Below are 19,325 nucleotides of genomic sequence, written 5' to 3'. Positions count from 1 at the left end.
GACCGGGAGGAGTCATGAGGGCACGCGAGCCCGGTGAGTCCCGCGACTTCCGCGAGGACATCGATGACATGGGAGACAACACCCAGGACGAGCAGATCGCCCTGACCGAGGAGTACGTGAACGACCCGCCCGAGGAGCTGCGGATCGAGGAGCCCGAGGAGAGCCGCGACGGCCTCGGCGTCACCGAGTACGAGCGGCAGGCCGCGAGGGAGGGCGACGAGGAGCGCCCGACGCCGATCACGCCGGCCGAGGAGGACGCGGTCAATCCCACCCGCAGGCCGTGACCACGACGGCGGCGCCCGCACCGGTCACCCGGCGCGGGCGCCGCCGTCGTCCCGGCGCGGGCGCCGCAGTCGTCCCGGCGCGGGGTGCGCCCCGGAGCGTGCCGGGCCTTTGCCGCTCGTGATGGCGCCCTTTCCGTAAGAGCGGGCATCAATCAGGGCAGAACAGAAATGCCGGGACATCAAACGATCATCCGGCAGAGCACTGCGACAGGTCTTCGAACCGCCCGCTGACCACGACCTCGCGACGGACGTGGCGCAAGTCACTTTGCGATTTGTTTCGGCTCCCCGGGGAATGTCCTACCCGGACCGTAGGTTGCGCATGGCGGGCGAGCTTGCGAGGTGACCGGGACATGTACGACACAGTCACGGCACCGGTCCATCCCCCGGCCGTAGCCGACCCGCCGTCCCCCCTCCCGAACCGCCCTGACGAGGAGGCTCCGGCGCGCCCGTGGTGGCGGCGCAGGGCCGGCCTGATCGTCCAGTGGGCGCTGCTTCTCGGCGCCCTCGCCGCCCTCCCCCTCTACCGCGACGAACTCCCCGATCTCGGCGCCGTCTGGCGGGCGGCCTCGCACGCCGACCCGGGATGGCTGACCATGGTCGTCCTCGCCGTGGCGGGCTCGATGGGCGCGTTCGCCCGGCTCCAGCGCCGGCTGCTGCGCGTCGGCGGGCTGCGGATGCGGCTGCGCCGCGCGTTCGCGATCACCTACGCGGGCAACGCCCTGTCCACGACGCTGCCGGCGGGCCCGGCCGTGAGCGTGGTCTACACGTTCCGGCAGTTCCGCCGCGCGGGCGCCTCGGCGCAGCTCGCCACCGCGGTGATCCTGGCCGGCGGAGTGATCACCACCACGGCCTACTCCCTGATCGCCCTCCTGGCGCTGGTGGCCGACCCCGACGCGCGCGGCTTCGCGCTGCTCGCCCTCTCCGTCCCGCTGGCCCTGGCCGCGCTGCTCGTCCCCGCGCTGCGGTGGCGCCCGCTGCGCGCCCTGCTGACGGCGCCGCTGCGGCGCGCCTACCGGGCCGCGCTCGCCCATCCGACGATCGCTCCGTACGCGGAGCGGCTGCCCGCCGCCCGCGACCTCCTGCGCCCTACCCTGCGCGACTGGGCCGCGCTCGCCGCGCTGGCCCTGCTGAACTGGGTGTTCGACATCCTGGCGCTGCTGTCGGCCTCGCACGCGGTCGGCATCGACGTCGCCCCGAACGGCGTCGCCCTCACCTACTTCGCGGCCCAGGCGGCGGGCAGCCTGCTCCCGCTGCTGCCCGGCGGCCTCGGCGCCATCGAGGGCAGCATGGCCGCGTCCCTGGTCGCGTTCGGCGCGACGCTGTCACCCGCCGCCGCGGCCGTCGGCCTGTACCGGCTCGTGTCGTACTGGGCGGTCGTCGCGGTCGGCTGGATGGCCTGGTTCGGGCTGCACGAGGGTCCGCGCGTCCCGGCCCGCGCCAGGGCGCACCTGGCCGGCGCCGGCCGCCTGATCATGGACGGCATGTCCGCGGCGGCGCTCCTCACCCCCTACGCCGCCGTCCCGGCGAAGGCCCCGGCCGAGGCTCCGCGACCGTAGATCCCCCTCCGTCCGAGGACCTAGGCCGTACGGGACCTTCGACCGAGATCGCCGCCCAGGGGAATCAGCGCACCGCGGCGAGGGCTTTAGTGGACATCGATCAGTGGACATCGACGCACCCCCGCCCACGGAACGGACCCCAATGCACGGATCGCCCGACCGCCCGTCCGGCCCCTCGGCGACCGGCCTCGACCCGGCCGCGTTCCGGTCGGTGCTCGGCAGGTTCCCGACCGGCGTGGTCGCCGTCACCGCCCTCGATCCCGCGTCGGGCCGCCCGGCGGGCCTGGCCGTGAACTCGTTCACGTCCGTCTCCCTCGACCCGCCCCTCGTGGCGTTCTGCGTGGCGCACACCAGCACGACATGGCCGGTCATGCGGACCGCCGCGCGCCTGTGCGTCAACATCCTGGCCGAGTCGCAGCAGGACGTCTCCGAACGGCTCGCCTTCGGGAGCGGTCCGGAGAAGTTCGCCGGCGTCGCCTGGACGCACGGGCCCGGCGGCGCCCCGTTGATCGACGGCGCGGTGGCGTGGATCGAGTGCTCGGTCGAGCAGGAGCACCTCGCCGGCGACCATCTGATCGTCGTCGCCCGCGCCCACGACCTGGCGGAGCACCGGGACGAAGGCCCCCTGGTCTTCTACGGGGGCCGCTACGGCGCCTTCACGCGCTTCACACCGTCTCGGGGGCTCTGAGCCGGGTCAGGACCTGGACGGGGTCGGCCAGGACCTCGGCGAACGCGAACTCGGCGGCGCCGACCAGGGTCGTGTCGTCGCCCAGGGTGGCGGTGCGGAGCTTGACCTTCTCGCGGGGGGCGGCGAGGGCGCTGGTCGCCAGGACGCTGCGGATCTGCGCGGCGGCGCCCAGGAAGATGTCGCGGAGCGTGCCGCCGAAGATGACCAGGCCGGGGTTGAAGAGGTTCACGAGGTTGGCGACCCCGAGGCCGAGCCAATTGCCGACGCGGTGCAGCGCCTCCCGGGCCTTGATGTCGCCGGCGTCGGCGGCGGCGACGATGGCGCGGACCGCGTCGCGTCCCGGCTGGCCGGGGACCTCCTCGCGGCCCGCGAGGTCGAGCAGCGTGCGCTCCCCCACCTCGGCCTCCAGGCAGCCCTTCGAGCCGCAGGCGCAGGGCCGGCCGCCGGGGTTGATCACCATGTGCCCGATCTCGCCGCCGAACCCCTCGTCGCCGCCGAGCAGCCGGCCGTGCGCGATGATGCCGCCGCCGACGCCCACGTCGCCGTGCAGGTAGATGAGGTTGTCGCAGTTCACCCCCGCGCCGCGCTCGTGCTCGGCGACCGCGCCGAGGTTGGCGTCGTTGCACACCGAGACGGGGATGCCGAGGCCGAGGCGGCGGGACAGGGCGTCGCCGAGGCGCAGCCCGCCCACGTCCAGGTTCGGCCCGAACATGATCGAGTCGTCGGAGCGGCGGACGGTGCCGGGGAACCCGAGGGCGGCGCCGACGCAGACGGCGTCGCGCTCGGCCTTGCGGACCAGGGAGCGTGCGCCCGCCACGAGCACGCCGAGCAGGTCGGCGGGATCGGAGCCGCGGGCCCGGACGCCCTCGCGCCGGTCCAGCACGACGCCGCCGAGGCCGACGCGCGCGACGACGAGCCGGTCGACGCCGACCTCGAACGCCAGCACGTAGACGCGGGTGGACTCGGGCCGCACCACGAGCGAGGGCCGACCGGCGCGGCGCCCCGGACCGCGCGGCAGCTCCTCGCGGACCAGCCCGGCGGAGGTGAGGTCGGACGTCAGTGCCATGATCGTGCTGCGGTTGAGGCCGAGGGACTCGGCGAGGACGGCCCGGGAGGCGGGGCCGCGCAGGTGCACGAAGCGCAGCAGCGTCCCGAGATTGTGGCGCCGGATGTCCTCCTGTGACGGGCCCGCCTTCATCATGGGCGCAGCCCCAGCTCTCCGCTGGCGCCCGAGGTGATCAGCTCCACGACCTGCCGGTGGGTGACGTCGGCGGTGCGGACCTGCGCGACCATCCGGCCGAGGTAGAGCGCGGCGATCCGGTCGGAGACCGCGAACACGTCGTTCATGTTGTGCGAGATCAGCACGACGGCGAGGCCCTTGTCGGCGAGCCGCCGGACCATCTCCAGGACCTGCTGGGTCTGCGCGACGCCGAGCGCGGCGGCGGGCTCGTCCAGCACCACGAGCTTGCTGTCCCACAGCACGGCGCGGGCGATCGCGACGGTCTGGCGCTGCCCGCCCGACAGGTTCGAGACCCGCTGCCGGACCGAGCCCATCGTGCGCACGGCGAGGCCGGACAGCGTGGTGCGCGCCAGCTCCTCCATGAAGGTCTCGTCCAGGGCGAGGCCGCGGCGCTCCTCGCGGCCGAGGAACAGGTTCTGGACGATGTCGAGATTCTCGCAGAGGGCGAGGTCCTGGTGGACGATCTCGATGCCGAGGCGGCTGGCGTCGCGGGGGGAGCCGACCTTGACCGGCCTGCCCTCGAAGCGGTACTCGCCCTTGTCGAAGGAGTGGATTCCGCCGATGCACCTGACCAGGGTGGTCTTGCCGGCGCCGTTGTCGCCGACGAGGGCGGTGACCTCGCCCGGATAGGCGGAGAAGGCGACGTCCTGCAGCACCTTCACCGAGCCGAAGCTCTTGTCGATGCCGCGCAGGTCCAGAACAGGCGTCACTGACATGCCGAGGGGCTCCCACCGTGCCGCACCGCCGCCGCGCGCCTGGCGGTCGTGGTGAGTGAGCGTAGCAGTCGGATCCTTCGGCCGGGCACCGTCGGAAGGCCTGTCCCAACGGCCCCGCGGCCAGGCCCGGGAGCCGGTGGGGCGGGCCACCGACTCCCGGGCGTTTCCGGCCGCGCTCACGGGGTCACCGTGCTCACGGGGTCATCTGCCCGCTGCGGACCGGCGGCGCCTCGCCAGGGCGTCGATGCTCGCGGCGAACAGCAGCACGACCCCGGTGATGAGGTAGCTGAGGTAGGCCTTGGTGCCGAGCAGCCCCAGCCCGTTCTCGATCAGGGCGATGACCAGACCGCCGAGCACGGCGTCGCGGGCCTTGCCGCGCCCGCCGAACAGGCTCGTCCCGCCGATGACCGCGGCGCCCACCGCGTACAGCAGCGTGTTGCCGCCGCCGGAGTTGGTGGCCACGGAGCTGAGGCGGGACGCGGCGACGATGCCGCTGACCGCCGCCAGACCGGAGGCGATCATGAACACGGAGATCTTGATCCGGGTGACGTTGATGCCGGCCCTGCGGGCGGCCTCGGCGTTGCCGCCGACCGCGTAGATGTGCCGCCCGTAGCCGGTGCGGCCGAGCACGAACGTGCAGATCACGAGCAGCGCGCCGACGAGCAGCACACCCCACGGGATCCCGCCGAGGGTGATCAGCGGGCTGGGGGCGCGGTCCAGGCTCAGCACGTAGGTGCTGATCAGCAGCGCGGCCGCGACGACGGCGCACTGGGCGACCACGAAGCCGAGCGGCTTGGAGTGGAGGTTGCGGACGTTCTGGCGGCGCCAGCGCAGCAGCAGCGTCGCGGAGTAGCCGACCACGCAGGTGACGGCGAGCACCCAGCCGAGCCAGATCGGCATGTTCTTGTTGGCGAGCGCCACGACGAAGTCGTCGCGGACGGGCACCGTGCCGCCGTCGCCGATGAGCCACAGGGTGATGCCCTGCAGGCCCAGGAAGAACGCCAGCGTGACCACGAACGATGGGATTCGCAGGAACGCGACCAGCCAGCCGATCACCGTGCCGATGACGATGCCGATCGCCACGGCGGCGAGCACCGCGACGTACCAGGACTGTCCCGAGTCGACCATCAGCTTGGCCATCACGGCCGCGCAGACGCCGCTGGCCACACCGGCCGACAGGTCGATCTCGCCCAGCAGCAGGACGAAGACCAGTCCCATGGCGAGGATCGTGATGGGCAGCGCCTGGGTGGCCAGGTTCGCGATGTTGCCCTTGCTGAGGAAGGTGTCGGGCTTCAGCGCCGTGAACAGCACCACCAGCGCGATCAGGCCGAGGATGGCGGGGAGGGCGCCCAGCTCACCGGCCTTGATCTTGTGCCAGTAGTCCAGCAGCGCGGAGTTCATGTCATGCTTGCGCCGGTCGTTCGAGAAGTCCGAGTCCGCCAGCTTCACGGCGGCCTCCTTGCTTTGGGGGGCGTCAGTGGACATCTGTTCCCCTTTCAGATGCTCTCGGCGGCGGTCTGCGGCGCGAGGCCGAGATCACCGGAACGGCCGGCGGTGATGAGCTCCACGACCTGTCCGTGGGTCACCTCGGAGGTGGCGACGTCCGCGGCGACCCGGCCGAGGTAGAGTGCCGAGATGCGGTCGGCCACCTCGAACACGTCGTTCATGTTGTGCGAGATGAGCACGACGGCGTGACCGGTGTCCGCGAGACGCCGGACGAGGTCGAGGACCTGCCGGGTCTGGGCGACGCCGAGCGCGGCCGTGGGCTCGTCCAGGATCACGACCTTGGACTCCCACAGCGCCGCCTTGGCGATGGCGACGGTCTGCCGCTGCCCGCCGGACAGGCTCGCCACCTGCTGGCGGACGGACTTGACGGTGCGGACCGAGAGCCGCGCGAGGGTCTCTCGGGCCGCCTCCTCCATGGACGGCTCGTCCAGCACGATGCCCTTGCGCCGCTCGCGGCCGAGGAACATGTTCTGCACGATGTCGAGGTTGTCGGCGAGGGCGAGGTCCTGGTAGACGACCTCGATGCCGAGCGCGGAGGCGGTGCGCGGTCCGTCGATCGAGACGGGCTTGCCCTCGAACTCGATCTGTCCCGAGTCGATGGGGTGGATCCCGGCGATGCACTTGATCAGGGTCGACTTGCCGGCTCCGTTGTCGCCGACGAGGGCCATCACCTCGCCCAGGCGCACGGAGAAGTCCACGTCGTGCAGCACATGGACGGGGCCGAAGCTCTTGTTGAGCCCGGTCAGGCGGAGGACGGGGTCTCCTTTTTCAGCCACGAGTTTCCTTCCAGAGGTTCGGGCGTCTAGCCCGTGGCGGGCCCCTTGGCGTCCCGATTTTCCGGGAGGCCGGGACGCCCTCAGCGGGGTGGGGCCCGCCACGGAGTCAGCGTCGGGCTCCTACTGGATGCCCGCGTCCTTGCACTTGGCCGCGTACGCGCCCTTGCACAGGTCTTCCTTCTTGACGAACCCGTCGTCCGTGACCTGCTTGATGTTCTCCTTGAAGACGCCGATCGGGGTCAGCAGCACCGACGGCACGTCGCGCTTGCCCTCCGGGTCGTTCGTGGTGCCGTTCGTCTCGCCCTTCTCACCCTTGATGAGGGAGACGGCGAGCTTGGCGGCCGCGTCGGCCTCCTGCTTGACCGGCTTGTAGACCGTCATGCACTGGTTGCCGTCGAGGATGTTCTGCAGCCCCTCGAGCGTGGCGTCCTGGCCGGTGACGGCGACCTTGCCGGCCTCCTTGTTCTTCTTGAGGATCGAGATGACCGCGCCGCCGATGCCGTCGTTGGCGGCGAGCACACCGTCGATCTTGCCGCCCTTCTCGGTCAGCATCTGCTCGAAGATCGTGGCGGCCTGCTCGGCCTTCCAGTCCGGGACGGCCTGCTCGGCGACCTTCTTGTAGTTGGTCGCCTTGTCGAGCACGTTGTGCGCGCCCTTGGCGAACAGCGTCGCGTTGTTGTCGGTCGGAGCGCCGTTGAGGTAGGCGATGTTGGCCGCCTTGTCACCGAGGCACTTCTGCAGGCCCTTGCCAAGCTCCTCGCCGACCTTCACGTTGTCGAAGGAGACGTAGTAGTCGGAGACGCCGCCGAGGGAGAGCCGGTCGTAGTCGATCGTCTTGACGCCCTGGGCCTGCGCCTTGCGCTGCACGGCGGCCGCGGAGTTCGAGTCGATGCCGTCCAGGACCAGGACCGTGACGCCGCTGGTGAGCATCTGGTCGGCGATCGTCTGGAAGCGCTGGGTCGAACCCTCGGCGTTCTGGATGTCGTAGGCCACTCCGGCGGCCTTGAAGGCCTGCTCCAGGTACGGCCGGTCGAAGCTCTCGTACCGGACGGAGGAGGTCGTGTCGGGCAGGATCACGCCGACCTTGCCCTTCGAGCCGGAGCCGCCCGAGTCGTTGGAGTCGCCGTCCCCGCAAGCGGTGAGGCTGAGCGCCGCCGCCGTCGTGACGGCCAAGAAGCTGAGGATCCCCTTGCGCATTGCCCGGGTCCTTTCTGGGGGTGGCCGCCGTGCGGCCGGGGGGTGGTAGCCGATGCCGGTGAGCGAGATCACCCGCTACCGACGGGAATGTTGTGTCCCGCAACTTACGTCGCGCATGTCCGTCACGCCAGACTTCGAGCGAAGTTCATTTGTTGTTGGCGGTAACAATCATGTAACACGAGATCAACACGGGTGGAACACAAGGGGTACCGCGGCAACGGCAGGAGGAAGCCGGTCACCGCGCGGGCATGCTCCGGCGGAGCCGCGCCGGGCTAAATGTTTCGTGGGTCAACATTCACCGCGACCCGCCGTCAAGCCAGGGCTCACCCCTGGCGGCTCGACCGCACGCGGAACGACGCCTCCGCGCACCTTCCTCGACAGCGCATCCCCAGGTCAGCGGCAGGGAAGCGGACATCACCGCATGTCAAGCCCTCACGCAACAAGCGGCTCCACACCGCACTCGACCCACGTCGAACACCGCGTCTCAGAACCAGCCCGCACCTCACGCGGGTCGTACTCCGGTCGGGGTTCACGAGCCGAGCGGCAGGCAGGCCAAGGCGCGCCTCGGGCCGGGGCGGCCTCCGAAGACGGTGGTTCGAGGCCGCGACCGTTCGAGGCGATGGCGGAAGTGGGCGCGTGCCGCGGTCAGGTGGCGCGCCGGGTTTCGGCCGGGCCGGATCAGGCGGACAGGACGCGGGCCACGCGGTCGGCCGCGGCGGGCGCGTCGGCGGCGGGCGCGATGCGCTCGGCCCACGACCACCAGTACCACCAGCCGTCCGCGCCCTGCTCCGCCAGGATGTTCTCCGTCAGCGCGGCGGCGTCGGGATTCATCACGTGCAGGCTGGGCGACTGGCCGCGGGGCAGGGTGAGGCGCACCCGGAGACCGCGCTTGACCAGCTCCTCGCCGAGTTCTTCCAGATATTCGATCCGCGTCTTCGACGGCGCGGCTGTTCCCGTATCGTCAGGCGTCATCCTTGTTCCCTCACGGACTCCGTGCGGCCCGACGTGCGTTTCAGCCTCCCTCTTCACCCGCCCCCGCGCAAGCACCCCGGCCTGCCGGCCGCGAGGTGGGCGGGACGGGCGGCGAAGGCGCACCACGTTTCGGAGGTCCACGGGACCCTATCCGGGATATCTTGCGCTTGGTAGATGAACCGGCGGTTGGGGGCTGACGATGACCGTGGACGCAGGTGCCCGACCAGGGGCCGGGCCGGCCGGTGGCGCGCGGACGTGGCACCGGTTCCACTACGCGGTCGGCGTGTTCGTCATCGCCTACGGGGTGACGGCCCTCGCGAGCGCCGCGGCGCTGTGGGGCGACCGGGTGGACGAGGTGGAGGGCTACTTCGGGTCCGGGCCTGCCACGGGGATCCTGGTGTTCGCCAAGGCGGTAGAGGTCCTGCTCGTGCTCGCCGCCGCGGCGGGCCTGGTCCTGCGCCGCGACCTGCTGCTGGTCCCGCCGATGGCGGGGTGGATGGCGGGGTTCGCGATGTTCGCCGTCCTGGACGTCTTCACCGGCAGGTGGGGCGGCCTCGTCGAGCACCTGGCCTACCTGGCGGCGTTCGTCGTGCTGCTCTTCCTCTCCTACGGGCTGAGCGCGAAGGCCCAGCTCGCGGGGGCGCCGAAGGGCCCCGCGCCGGACGGGTCCCCGCGCGGTCCGGGCGGCCTGACCTGGACGCAGGAGTTCGCGCTCCAGGCCATCAACCGGGCCGCCGCCCTCACCGGCCCGCGCACGCGCCCGGCCAAGCGCGACTGATCTTGGCAGAAGTTGCCGTTGGTGGCGGTCCCGGCGGGTGCCACGTTGTGCCTCATGAGAGCCCGAAAACTGGCGCTGCCTGTGGTGATGGCCGCGTCCCTGGCGGTCCCGGCGTCGCTCGCCGCGCCCGCCGCCGCGCTGCCCGCCGCGCCCGCGGCCGGCTGCGACCCGACCCGGACCGCACCGGTCTACCGGGGCAAGGTCCCCTCCCCCGAACAGGTCCTCGGCTTCGACCTCGGTGAGCGCCCGGTCAGCGCCGCCGAATCCGACACCTACCTGGAGACGGTCGCCGCCAGGAGCGAGCGCGTCGTGTCCGGAACGCTGGCCACCACCGCGCAGGGCCGTCCGCTGAAGTACGCGATCGCCGGACGGCCCGAACTGATCTCCAAGGCCGGGCTGGCCAGGGTGCGGCGGGAGGCGGGCCTGCTGCGCGATCCCCGCACGCCGGCCGCGCTCGCCAAGCGGATCACCGATCGCGGCGTCCCGATCCTGTGGGTCAGCGGCAACGTCCACGGCGACGAGCCGAGCGGCACGGACGCGGCGCTGCGGGTGCTGCGCGACCTCGGCGACCGCGCCGACTGCGCCGCGACCGGGATCCTCGCGAACACGCTCGTGATCGTCCTGCCGACGCAGAACCCGGACGGGCGCACGCTGCAGACGCGGCAGAACGCCTACGGGTTCGACATGAACCGCGACTGGTTCGCGCGCACGCAGCCGGAGACCGACGGCAAGCTCGCGATGCTGAACCAGTACCCGCCCGCGCTCTACATCGACGCCCACGAGATGGGCGGGGACTCGTTCTTCTTCCCGCCGAACGCCGACCCGATCTACCACGAGACGCCCGAGCAGGCCATCGGCTGGATCAACGACCTCTACGGCGCGTCGATGGCGGCCGAGTTCACCCGGCAGGGCATCGACTTCTTCAACAGGGACGTCTACGACCTCTTCTACCAGGGCTACGGCGACACGGTGCCGACCAGCGCCTTCCACGCCGCCGGGATGACGTACGAGAAGGGCGACGAGAGCCCCTACCCGGACCGGGTGAAGGAGCAGTACCTCACCCAGTGGGTGTCGCTGTCGGCGGCGGCGCGCAACCGGCACCGGATCCTCACCGAGTGGCGCCAGATGACGGTCGACGCCTACGCGCAGGGCAAGGCCGGCGAACTGGAGCCCAACCAGATCTACAACCCGCCGAACAAGGTCGACCGCCAGGTGCCGGACCGGAAGGTGCGGAGCTACTTCCTGCGCGACGACGACCCGGCCAAGCGCGCCGAGGCCGCGCTCATCGTGCGGCGGCTGCAGCGCATGGGCGTGCGCGTCGAGAGGCTCGCCCGGCCGCTGACCGTCCCGGACTTCAAGGCGTACGGGCGCCCGGAGGCCGCGACGACGCTGCCCGCGGGCACGTACTGGATCTCGATGGCGCAGGGCCAGAAGCACTGGATCCAGTCCATGCTGAACGAGGACTCCTACACGCCGTTCCCGTACTTCTACGACGTGACGGCGTGGAGCCTGCCCCTGCTGGGCAACGTGTCCGGCGGGTCGTCCGGCGCCGTCCTGCACCCGCGGTCCGTGCCGCTGCGGACGCTCCCGGAGGCGCGTCCGGGGCACGAGGGCAAGGCGCCCAGGCTGGGCGTCCTCCAGTTGTCGGGGACGTCCTCGTCCGCGCGGCAGTCGGCCGGGTGGCTGAGGCACCGCCTCGACCGCGACTGGAAGCTGCCGTTCACGCTGCTCTCCCCGGCGGACGTAGCGGCCGGCAGGCTCCAGGGCGTCGAGGTCCTGGTCACGCCGAACGGCCCCGCCTCGTCCGCCTACACGGCGCTCGGCGACGCCGGACGCGCCGCGCTCCAGCAGTGGACGCGCGACGGCGGCCGCTACATCGGCTGGCAGGGCGGCGCCCAGCTCGCGGCCCGTCTCGGCCTGACGACCGCGACGCTCGCGGAGCCGACGTCCGACATCCCCGGCACGCTGCTCCGCGTGAAGGTGGACGGGGCGAGCCCGCTGGCGAAGGGGGTCGGCGCGGCGGCGTGGAACTTCACGTCCTACGACCCGGTCATGAAGGCGTCCAGCGGCGTCGTCGCCTCGTACCCGCAGGCGGATTCGCCGGACTGGTTCGTGTCCGGGTTCGAGCGGGGCGCGTCCGAGCTGGGCGGCACCGCGGCGGTCGTCGACCAGCCCCTCGGGAAGGGACGGTCCGTGCTGTTCGCCGCCGAGCCCAACTTCCGCGCGTTCAGCGACGGGACGGCCAAGCTGCTCTACAACGCGATCCTCGGCCCCGACCCGGCCAGGGCGGCGGCGCCGCAGGCGTCCGCGACGGCGAAGGCGGCCCAGGAGGCGGCGCTGCTGCCGTCCTACGAGTCGCCGATCCGCGTCTCGGTCAAGGCCGCGGACGCCGCGAGGACCGAGGCCCTGCTGCGGTCCGCCGGCGCGACGTGGACGCGGCGCGGGGCGGACGGCGTCGCCCACTTCGTGATCGACAACCCGAGGGGCCTGCCGGCGGACCACCATCCGTTCGCCGGGCGCCTGCCGTCCCTGATCCGCAAGGCCGGGATCACCCCGGTCGCGGTCGTCCTCCCCTGACCGTCCCGCGCGGCGCGCCGGCCCGTTCCGGCGCGCCGCGCCCCGGGTCGCCCGCGCGCTATTTCCGGACCAGCCAGGCGATCGCGGTCATCGTGCCGGGCGGGACCTCGGTGAAACCGCCGTCCCGGACCGCGACGGCCGCCTCCTTCACGCACCGGGCCCACGGCACGTCCCGCGCCAGGTGGACAGGGGCGCCGGCCTCCACCCACTCCGCCACGTGCCGGCGGCGTCCCTGGCGGAGCAGCAACTGGGCGGCGTGCCCGCACTGGGCGGCGGCCTTCCCCGTCGTGATCGTCACCTCGGGGTTGAGGGCGATCACCGCGTACGGGGGCTCGGGCGGCGCGGAAGGCTCCGGCGCCTCCGCCAGGTCGAGGCCCGCGACCTGGAGCTTGGCCAGCTGAGGCGGGACTTCCGACACCGGCCCCGGCGGGAAGGCCCGCACCTGCGCGCCCGCGTGCCGGACCGTGACGCCGGGCAGCGCCTCCGCCTCCGGCCAGCGCACGCCGCGGGCCCGCCGCGTCACCTTCCGGATCCGGCGCGACTCCCACTCCCGGACGGCCTCCCGCCACTCCCCCTCGGGCTCGGCGGCGCGCGGGTCGGTCAGCAGGCGGACGACCGCCGTCGCCGCCGCCTCGCAGACGGCGTCGTGACCCGGCGGATCGGCCTTCTCGGCGCGTACCACCAGTTGCATCGCCCACGGCGGGTCGTCAAGGGGGTCATAGTCGGGTCGCACCCGTGGAGTATTCCAAACTCCGTTCCGCTTCCCGGGAGCGGTAGTGGGTACTGCAACTCTTGCCGTCCCCCGGACGTCGTTCAGGTACGGGAGGTCGCCGGTGACCAGTGGCGCATGGAGTGATTCCATACCGGGAATCGGGACGTTCTTCGTCGGTATCGACGTCGCCCCCGGCCGCTACCGCTGCGAGGACGGCAAGGGCGGGTGGTGGGTGCGCTTCACCGGCCCCGGCGGGGGCGACCCCGTGGGCTCCTGGCCGCTGCCCGCCGGCCCCACCGAGATCGAGATCGCGCAGACCGACTTCGCCTTCGAGACCCACGTCTCCACGGCCTGGCGGCGCATCGCGCCGCCCCGCTCCCCCGAGGACGGCGCCCCGGCCGAGCCGCGGCCAGTCGCCGACCCGGCGCTGCGCGCCGAGCTGGACACGATCGTCGCGCGCCGCAAGCCGCTGGTGTGGCTGGCGCCGCTGTCGGTCCTCGCCCTCGGCCTGGTCGGCTCCCCGCTCCTCGGCTCGCTGTGGCTGATCGGCCTCGGCATGCTCGCGGTGCTGGTCGCGCTCGGCACCCCGTCGGTCTCGCTGGACCTGCGGCGCGCCCGGGAACTGGAGCGCCGCCGCGACCGCTACCTCCTCCCCGAGGACTTCGACGACGACGGCCGCGCGCTGCTGGCCCGCGTCCAGGCGGCCGTCGACGCCGTCCGCGACTCGCAGGTCAACCGCGAGGGCCTGCTGGACGCGGTGGACAACGCCGTCACGCTGCCGCGCCAGGAATGGGAGATCGCGCAGGTCCTGGCGAAGCAGTCGCGGCTGCGCGCTGACCACGCCGACATGGTCGGCGCCGAGACGCTCCCGGAGGTGGAGGCGGCGCTGCGGCCGCTGCGCGACAAGCTCGACACCTCGGTCGAGGCGGTGACGCGCCGCGTCGAGGCCCTGGAGCGCTACGCCGAGCGCGCCCGGTCGGCCGACGAGGTGCTGCGCGCCCAGCGCCGCCTGGAGTCGATCGCGGAGAAGGCGCACGAGTACGACGAACTGCTGGCCGACACCGTCCGGGACGATCTGGCGCTCCCGGCCATCGAACGCCTGACCGAGCAGGGCGACGAGCTCCTGCGCACCCTCCGCGAGCGCCTCGCCGAGGCGGCCGAGGCGGGCGGGGAGCTCCCGCCCCCTTCCTAGTCAGGCGGTGAGGGCGCGCACCTGGGCCGGGGAGGTGAAGAGTTCGGCGCGCATGCCGGTCTCGCGGGCGGCGAGAACGTTGCGCTCGTTGTCGTCGAAGAACAGGACGTCGGCGGGCTCGACGCCGAGGCGGCCGGCGCAGATCTCGTAGGCGCGGGGGTCGGGCTTGGCGACGCCGATGCGGCAGGAGTAGACGCGCTCGTCGAAGCGGGAGAGCCAGGCGCCGTGCCGCGCCTCGAAGCGGGGCACCAGGTCGCCGATGATGTTGGAGAGCAGCCCGAGCGTGCGTCCCCGGTCGGCCAGCTCGCCGACCAGGGCGACCATCTCCTCGTCGACGGCGGTCCAGCTGTCGAGGTCGGCCTCGGTCAGGGCGGGGACGTCGGGGAACGTGGCGCCGAGCAGGCCCGCGACGTCCGCCCAGTAGGCCGCGCTCTCCTGGCCGGCGTCGTAGGCGGGGCGGCAGGCCCAGTAGGCGTCCCAGAACGCGGGGCCGGGCGTCCCGGCGATCTCCTCGATGCGCCGCACCGCCTCGGGCGTCTGGGTGCGGGCGATCACTCCGTACAGGTCGAACACGATCACTTCGGGCATGGCCCGAGCCTAATCGGCGCGGGCGGCGGTCCGGGAAACCTCTGTAGCAAGCGCTTGTTGCACGTCGTACGCTGGTCCGGCCGCCGAATCGAGCAAGCGGTTGGGCGACACGGCATAATGAGAGGGTGACGACCACGAGCGCCAAGTCCGGACGATCGAGAACCCGCGGTGCCGGCGAGGACGCGCCCCGCCGCCGCGGCCGCGGAACCCCCGCGCTGGCGTCCGAACGGCGCGCCCACCTGGTCAGGCTCGCGGCCGAACTGTTCGCCGAGAAGGGGTTCCAGGCCACCACCGTCCGCAACATCGCCGACGAGGCGGGCATCCTGTCCGGCAGCCTCTACCACCACTTCGACTCCAAGGAGTCGATCGTCGACGAGATCCTGTCCGGGTTCTTCACCGAGGTCATGGCCGCCTACCAGGCGGTGATCGACGAGAACGAGAACCCGCGGGACACGATCGCCGGGCTCGTCCGCGTCGCGTTCGGCACCCTGGAGCCGCACCGCGCCGCGATCACGGTCATGCAGAACGACTGGAACTACCTGCGGGGCATGGACCGGTTCGCCTACCTGACCAAGTCCGAGGACGAGGTCGAGAAGATGTGGGTGACCACGCTCCAGGCGGGCCAGGCGGAAGGGCTGTTCCGCCCCGACCTCGACCCGAAGCTGACCTACCGGATGATCCGCGACACCGTCTGGGTGGCCGTCCGCTGGTTCCGGCCCGGAGGCCGGCTGAACGCCCAGGGGCTCGCCGAGCACTACCTCAAGGTGATGTTCGACGGCATCAACCTGCACTAGCCCGCAGGCTCGCCCGATCGGCCCCGTCCCCGGCCTCGGGCGCGGGACGCGAGGGCAGGATCCGCCGCAGCGGTCCGGGCAGCCACCAGTTCGCCTCGCCGAACAGCTCCATCAGCGCCGGGACGAGCACCAGCCGCACGACGGTCGCGTCGATCAGGATCGCGACGCCGAGGCCGAGACCCATCTGCTTGACGGCGACGTCCGCGCCGAGCAGAACCGACAGGAACACCATCACCATGATGGCGGCCGCCGCGCTGATCACGCGGGCGGTGCGCGACAGGCCGAGCGCGACGGCCTCGCGGGTGGCCACGCCCTCCTCGTAGGTCTCGCGGATCCGGGACACGAGGAACACCTCGTAGTCCATGGACAGCCCGAACAGGATCGGGAACATCATCAGCGGCACCCACGTGGTGACGGGCATGTCCGCCGGGAAGCCGAGCGCGCGCCCCGCCCACCCCCACTGGACGACGGCCGTCAGCACCCCGTACGCGGCCGCGATCGACAGCAGGTTCATCAGGGCGGCCTGCACCGCCACCGTGACCGACCGGACGAGCCCGACGAGCAGCAGCAGCGACAGGCCGACGACCACGGCGATCAGCAGCGGCAGCCGGGTGGAGACGCTGTCGGCGAAGTCGATCGAGGCGGCGTTCGGGCCGCCGACGTAGGCGCGGGCGCCCGTGCCGGCGACGGCCCCGGGGATGACGTCGTCGCGCAGCGTGTGCACCAGCCCCGGCGTCCGCTCGTCGTGCGGGCCGGTCTTCGGGAACGCCATGACGATGGCGGCCTTCCCGTCCCGGCTGGGGCGCGGGGGCTGGACGGCCGCGACGCCCGGCGTCGCGCGGACGGCGTCCGCGATCCGTCCCGCCTCCGCGAGTCCGCCGCCCTCGGTGACGATGACCAGCGGCGCGGCGGTGCCGGGGCCGAAGCCCTCCGCCATGATCCGGCTGGCCCGGTAGCCGCTGTGGTCGTGCGGCTGGGTGCTGGAGTCCGGCAGGCTCAGCCGCATCGACAGCGCGGGCACGGCGAGGACCAGCAGGACGGCGGCCGCGCACAGCCCGGCGACGACCGGGTGCGCCTGGACGACCCGCGCCCAGCGCTCGGCGAGCGGGCGGCGGGCCCGGCCGAGTCCCGGGACGCGCAGCCGGTCGATGGCGTGCCCGGCGAAGCCGAGCAGCGCGGGCAGCAGCGTCACGGCGGCGAGCATCGTCATCAGCACGGCGACGCCGGCCGCGACCGCCACGCCGTTCAGCAGCTTCTGCTGCATGATGAACAGGCCCATGAGCGCGATCACGACGGTGGTGCCGGCGAACAGCACGGCCCGTCCGGCGGTGGTGACGGCGGTGACCGCCGCCTCCTCCGGGCCGGCGCCCGCGTGCATCTCCTCCCGGTGGCGGGTGACGATGAACAGGGCGTAGTCGATGCCGACGCCGAGCCCGATGAGCGCCGCGATGATGGGGCTGAAGGAGGGCGCGGGCAGCAGGTGCCCGAGCAGCATGATCAGCGCGAGGCCGGTGCCGATGCCGAACAGCGCGGTCACGATGGGCAGCCCCATCGCCAGCACCGACCCGAACGCGACCAGCAGGATGACGACGGCGGCGAGCAGGCCGATGCCCTCGGACGGGCCGCCGCCCGGCGTCTCGGCGGCGTCCACCGCCGACCCCCCGAGGTGAATCTGGACCGGTCCCGAGTCGGTGCGCACGTCGTCCAGGAGCGCGGTCACGTCCGTCTTCGGCATGTCGTCCGACGAGACGTCGAGGCCGCCCGTGGCGAACGCGGTCTTGCCGTCCGCGGAGATCTGCCCGGGCGTCTCGTACGGGGACGACACCGACGCGACGTGCGGGGTCTTGGCGAGCCGGTCGATCGCCCGCTCGACCTTCGCCTTCACCTTCGGGTCTTGGACGCCGCCGTCGGCGTGCACCGCGAGCGTGATGGAGTCGCCGCTGCGCTGGGGGAAGTGCTCCTCCAGCAGTTCCGACGCCTTCGCCGAGCCGGAGTCGCCGCCGGAGAAGTCGTTCAGGGGCTCGGCGGCGAAGCCGAAGCCGATCGTCATGACGGCGATCGTGCCGACGATCCAGCTCGCCAGCGTCAGGCGCCGTCTCCGGTAGCAGAACCGGGCCAGCCTTGCGAGTCTCATGGGTACCGCCTCCGCGGACGCGCCGCGCCTAGGGGATGTCCTTTGCGCGCTCAGCGTCCTCTCCGGTTGTGGCCGAGGGCATCCGGCGGACGGTGTCACCCAGGGAAGCCGGATACATCCACCGGAGTACATCCGGCGCGGTATCCCACGGTCCGGGGGCCGGAAGGCCCATAGTGTGCTTAGTCACGATTTGCGGAGTAGGAGTGACGCTTTGGTCCGTGGGGACGCTGTCAAGGGAGAGATCTACCGGGGGAGGGCGGCATGACGTCTCGGCACGGGGCCGCCGGCGAGCCCATGCCCGCGGGCCTGCGCGCCGCCACCGCGCGCGCCCTCCAGGAGCAGTTCCCGGGCGTGCGGGTCTGGTACGGCCAGGCGACGGGGTCGTGGTGGGCCATGGTGCCGCTGCGCGAGGGCCCGCGGCTGCTGGAGGCGCCGTCCTCGCAGCAGCTCCGCGAGGAGATCATGAGCTTGCGGTCGCGGGGGTGAGCCCCTCCGCCCGTCGTACGCGCTCCGTCGCATGCGCTCGGTGAGCCCTGCGATTCGTGAGGGTGCGCGTCCGATTGACGCCTTCGCAGGCGCCCGGCACCTCGCGTCCTGTTTCGCCGCCCGCCGGGAACGGGGCGCGATCCGTTCCCAGCGGGCGTCTCTGAGGAAACTAACCCGAAAAGTCTTCGGGCACAAGCGCTTGCTCGGTTTTCACCCTCGGGGCGGCGCCGCCGCGCCGCCCCTTTCGACCGTTCCCCTACAGCTCGTACTGGATGGACGCGCGCTCCGCCGTGATGGGCGTGACGTACTCCTCGACCGCCGCGCGGTGGACCGGATGGTCGCGGTAGACGAGGTAGGCGTCCAGATCCGCGAAGTCAGCGACCACCGCGAAGTCGTAAGCGCCGGGGTTCACGCCGGCGTTCACCCCCACGCCGTACTCCCGGATCTCCGGGATCGCGCCGGGCAGCTCGCGCAGCTTCGCCGCGACCTCGTCCTGCTGGCCGGTCGTCGTGCCTTCGGTCCATCTGAACAGCGCTATGTGCCGGAAACCACTCATGACGGCACGCTACAGGCGGCGCACCCGCCTCAGACGTCTCCGAGCTCCGCCGCAGTGATCGCGCCGAGTTCCCAGCACGCCTCGAGATCCGCTTTGCCGGGCTCGCCCATCACCACCACGGGCGGCTGGACGGCCTTCCACCTCAGCCCTGTGGTGATGGCGTCCAGGGCCCGCACGGCGCCGGTGGCGTCGTTGTGCCATGCAGGAAGGCGCCGAACGGGCGGCGCACCGTCTCCTCCAGGCAGGGGTAGTAGATCTGGTCGAAGAAGTGCTTCAGCGCACCGGACAGGTAGCCGAGGTTCACCGGGGAGCCCAGAAGGTAGCCGTCGGCCTCCAGGACGTCCACGGCGGTGGCGGACAGCGCCGCGCGGGACACGACCTCCACCCCCTGGACCTCGTCGGTCGACGCGCCGGCGCGCACCGCCTCGACCATCGCCTGGACGGACGGCGAGGGCGTGTGGTGGACGAGCAGGAGCCTCTTCATCACCACGAGGCTAGCGGTGTCCCGGCCACCCGGCCGGGTATGCCCCGGTGACGGCGCCCGGCCGGCGGTCCGGCCGTACGCTGGGTCAA

General features: G+C 72.4%; 18 protein-coding genes and 1 pseudogene. 8 read left to right on the top strand and 11 right to left on the bottom strand.

Annotated elements, in window-relative coordinates:
- Nucleotides 1–14: 14 nt before the first annotated feature.
- The 3 genes from ABD944_RS11500 (at nt 15) to ABD944_RS11490 (ending at nt 2,528) form a co-directional block, all read left to right on the top strand.
- A complete protein-coding gene (locus ABD944_RS11500; RefSeq protein ID WP_185023171.1) occupies nt 15–284 on the top strand; it encodes a hypothetical protein in 270 nt (89 codons plus the stop codon).
- 350 nt (nt 285–634) lie between these two features.
- On the top strand, nt 635–1,840 hold the full coding sequence (locus tag ABD944_RS11495) for a lysylphosphatidylglycerol synthase transmembrane domain-containing protein (protein WP_345175183.1): 1,206 nt from the start codon (nt 635–637) through the stop codon (nt 1,838–1,840).
- A gap of 142 nt (nt 1,841–1,982) precedes the next feature.
- Entirely contained in the window at nt 1,983–2,528 is a 546-nt protein-coding gene (locus ABD944_RS11490) for a flavin reductase family protein (protein ID WP_345175180.1), read from the top strand.
- Here the strand turns inward: ABD944_RS11490 and ABD944_RS11485 are convergent.
- From ABD944_RS11485 to ABD944_RS11460, 6 genes are all read right to left on the bottom strand, one after another.
- On the bottom strand, nt 2,506–3,726 hold the full coding sequence (locus ABD944_RS11485) for an ROK family transcriptional regulator (RefSeq protein WP_345175217.1): 1,221 nt from the start codon (nt 3,724–3,726) through the stop codon (nt 2,506–2,508). The two genes, ABD944_RS11490 and ABD944_RS11485, sit on opposite strands and share 23 nt — an antisense overlap.
- Complete coding sequence (locus ABD944_RS11480) at nt 3,726–4,484, bottom strand: ATP-binding cassette domain-containing protein (protein ID WP_345175178.1); 759 nt, start codon at nt 4,482–4,484, stop codon at nt 3,726–3,728. The genes ABD944_RS11485 and ABD944_RS11480 overlap by 1 nt, the downstream gene beginning before the upstream one ends.
- A gap of 201 nt (nt 4,485–4,685) precedes the next feature.
- On the bottom strand, nt 4,686–5,933 hold the full coding sequence (locus ABD944_RS11475) for a sugar ABC transporter permease (protein ID WP_345175176.1): 1,248 nt from the start codon (nt 5,931–5,933) through the stop codon (nt 4,686–4,688).
- 47 nt (nt 5,934–5,980) lie between these two features.
- A complete protein-coding gene (locus ABD944_RS11470; RefSeq protein WP_345175174.1) occupies nt 5,981–6,766 on the bottom strand; it encodes an ATP-binding cassette domain-containing protein in 786 nt (261 codons plus the stop codon).
- A gap of 120 nt (nt 6,767–6,886) precedes the next feature.
- Complete coding sequence (locus ABD944_RS11465) at nt 6,887–7,963, bottom strand: sugar ABC transporter substrate-binding protein (RefSeq protein ID WP_345175172.1); 1,077 nt, start codon at nt 7,961–7,963, stop codon at nt 6,887–6,889.
- 678 nt (nt 7,964–8,641) lie between these two features.
- Nucleotides 8,642–8,935, bottom strand: a complete 294-nt coding sequence (locus ABD944_RS11460) for a hypothetical protein (protein WP_345175169.1) — start codon at nt 8,933–8,935, stop codon at nt 8,642–8,644.
- A 199-nt stretch (nt 8,936–9,134) separates the two neighbouring features.
- Between ABD944_RS11460 and ABD944_RS11455 the strand changes: the two genes are divergently transcribed.
- Nucleotides 9,135–9,713, top strand: coding sequence for a hypothetical protein (locus tag ABD944_RS11455; protein ID WP_345175167.1), 579 nt, complete (start codon nt 9,135–9,137; stop codon nt 9,711–9,713).
- Between the two features lie 54 nt (nt 9,714–9,767).
- Nucleotides 9,768–12,290, top strand: coding sequence for a M14 family zinc carboxypeptidase (locus ABD944_RS11450; RefSeq protein ID WP_345175165.1), 2,523 nt, complete (start codon nt 9,768–9,770; stop codon nt 12,288–12,290).
- A gap of 58 nt (nt 12,291–12,348) precedes the next feature.
- Here ABD944_RS11450 and ABD944_RS11445 read toward each other — a convergent pair whose 3' ends face one another.
- Nucleotides 12,349–13,023, bottom strand: coding sequence for a hypothetical protein (locus ABD944_RS11445; protein ID WP_345175163.1), 675 nt, complete (start codon nt 13,021–13,023; stop codon nt 12,349–12,351).
- Between the two features lie 100 nt (nt 13,024–13,123).
- On the opposite strand from ABD944_RS11445, the gene ABD944_RS11440 reads away from it, so the two are divergent.
- Nucleotides 13,124–14,194, top strand: a complete 1,071-nt coding sequence (locus ABD944_RS11440) for an Rv1352/Rv1906c domain-containing protein (RefSeq protein WP_345175160.1) — start codon at nt 13,124–13,126, stop codon at nt 14,192–14,194.
- On the opposite strand, the gene ABD944_RS11435 is transcribed toward ABD944_RS11440, so the two are convergent.
- Nucleotides 14,195–14,782 carry an HAD family hydrolase gene (locus tag ABD944_RS11435; protein ID WP_345175159.1) on the bottom strand — a complete coding sequence of 196 codons (588 nt, stop codon included), beginning with the start codon at nt 14,780–14,782 and terminating at the stop codon, nt 14,195–14,197.
- Nucleotides 14,783–14,907: 125 nt separating this feature from the next.
- Between ABD944_RS11435 and ABD944_RS11430 the strand changes: the two genes are divergently transcribed.
- The gene (locus ABD944_RS11430; protein WP_345175157.1) at nt 14,908–15,576 is read left to right on the top strand and encodes a TetR/AcrR family transcriptional regulator; all 669 of its coding nucleotides are present in this window, start codon (nt 14,908–14,910) and stop codon (nt 15,574–15,576) included.
- Here the strand turns inward: ABD944_RS11430 and ABD944_RS11425 are convergent.
- Nucleotides 15,563–17,710: an MMPL family transporter gene (locus ABD944_RS11425; protein ID WP_345175155.1), complete on the bottom strand. Its 2,148-nt coding sequence runs from the start codon at nt 17,708–17,710 to the stop codon at nt 15,563–15,565. The two genes, ABD944_RS11430 and ABD944_RS11425, sit on opposite strands and share 14 nt — an antisense overlap.
- A 261-nt stretch (nt 17,711–17,971) precedes the next feature.
- Here ABD944_RS11425 and ABD944_RS11420 point away from each other — a divergent pair, with 261 nt between their 5' ends.
- Nucleotides 17,972–18,196: a hypothetical protein gene (locus ABD944_RS11420; RefSeq protein ID WP_345175152.1), complete on the top strand. Its 225-nt coding sequence runs from the start codon at nt 17,972–17,974 to the stop codon at nt 18,194–18,196.
- 256 nt (nt 18,197–18,452) lie between these two features.
- Here ABD944_RS11420 and ABD944_RS11415 read toward each other — a convergent pair whose 3' ends face one another.
- Together ABD944_RS11415 and ABD944_RS11410 are read right to left on the bottom strand one after the other, a co-directional pair.
- Nucleotides 18,453–18,752 carry a Dabb family protein gene (locus ABD944_RS11415; protein ID WP_345175150.1) on the bottom strand — a complete coding sequence of 100 codons (300 nt, stop codon included), beginning with the start codon at nt 18,750–18,752 and terminating at the stop codon, nt 18,453–18,455.
- A 29-nt stretch (nt 18,753–18,781) separates the two neighbouring features.
- Nucleotides 18,782–19,236: pseudogene (locus tag ABD944_RS11410) on the bottom strand (flavodoxin family protein).
- Between the last annotated feature and the right edge of the window lie 89 nt (nt 19,237–19,325).

The sequence above is a fragment of the Actinomadura verrucosospora genome (assembly GCF_039540335.1).
Taxonomy (GTDB): Bacteria; Actinomycetota; Actinomycetes; order Streptosporangiales; family Streptosporangiaceae; genus Spirillospora; species Spirillospora verrucosospora.
Note: the sequence above shows the minus strand (reverse complement) of the source record. Positions and strands in the feature narration are given on the sequence as shown.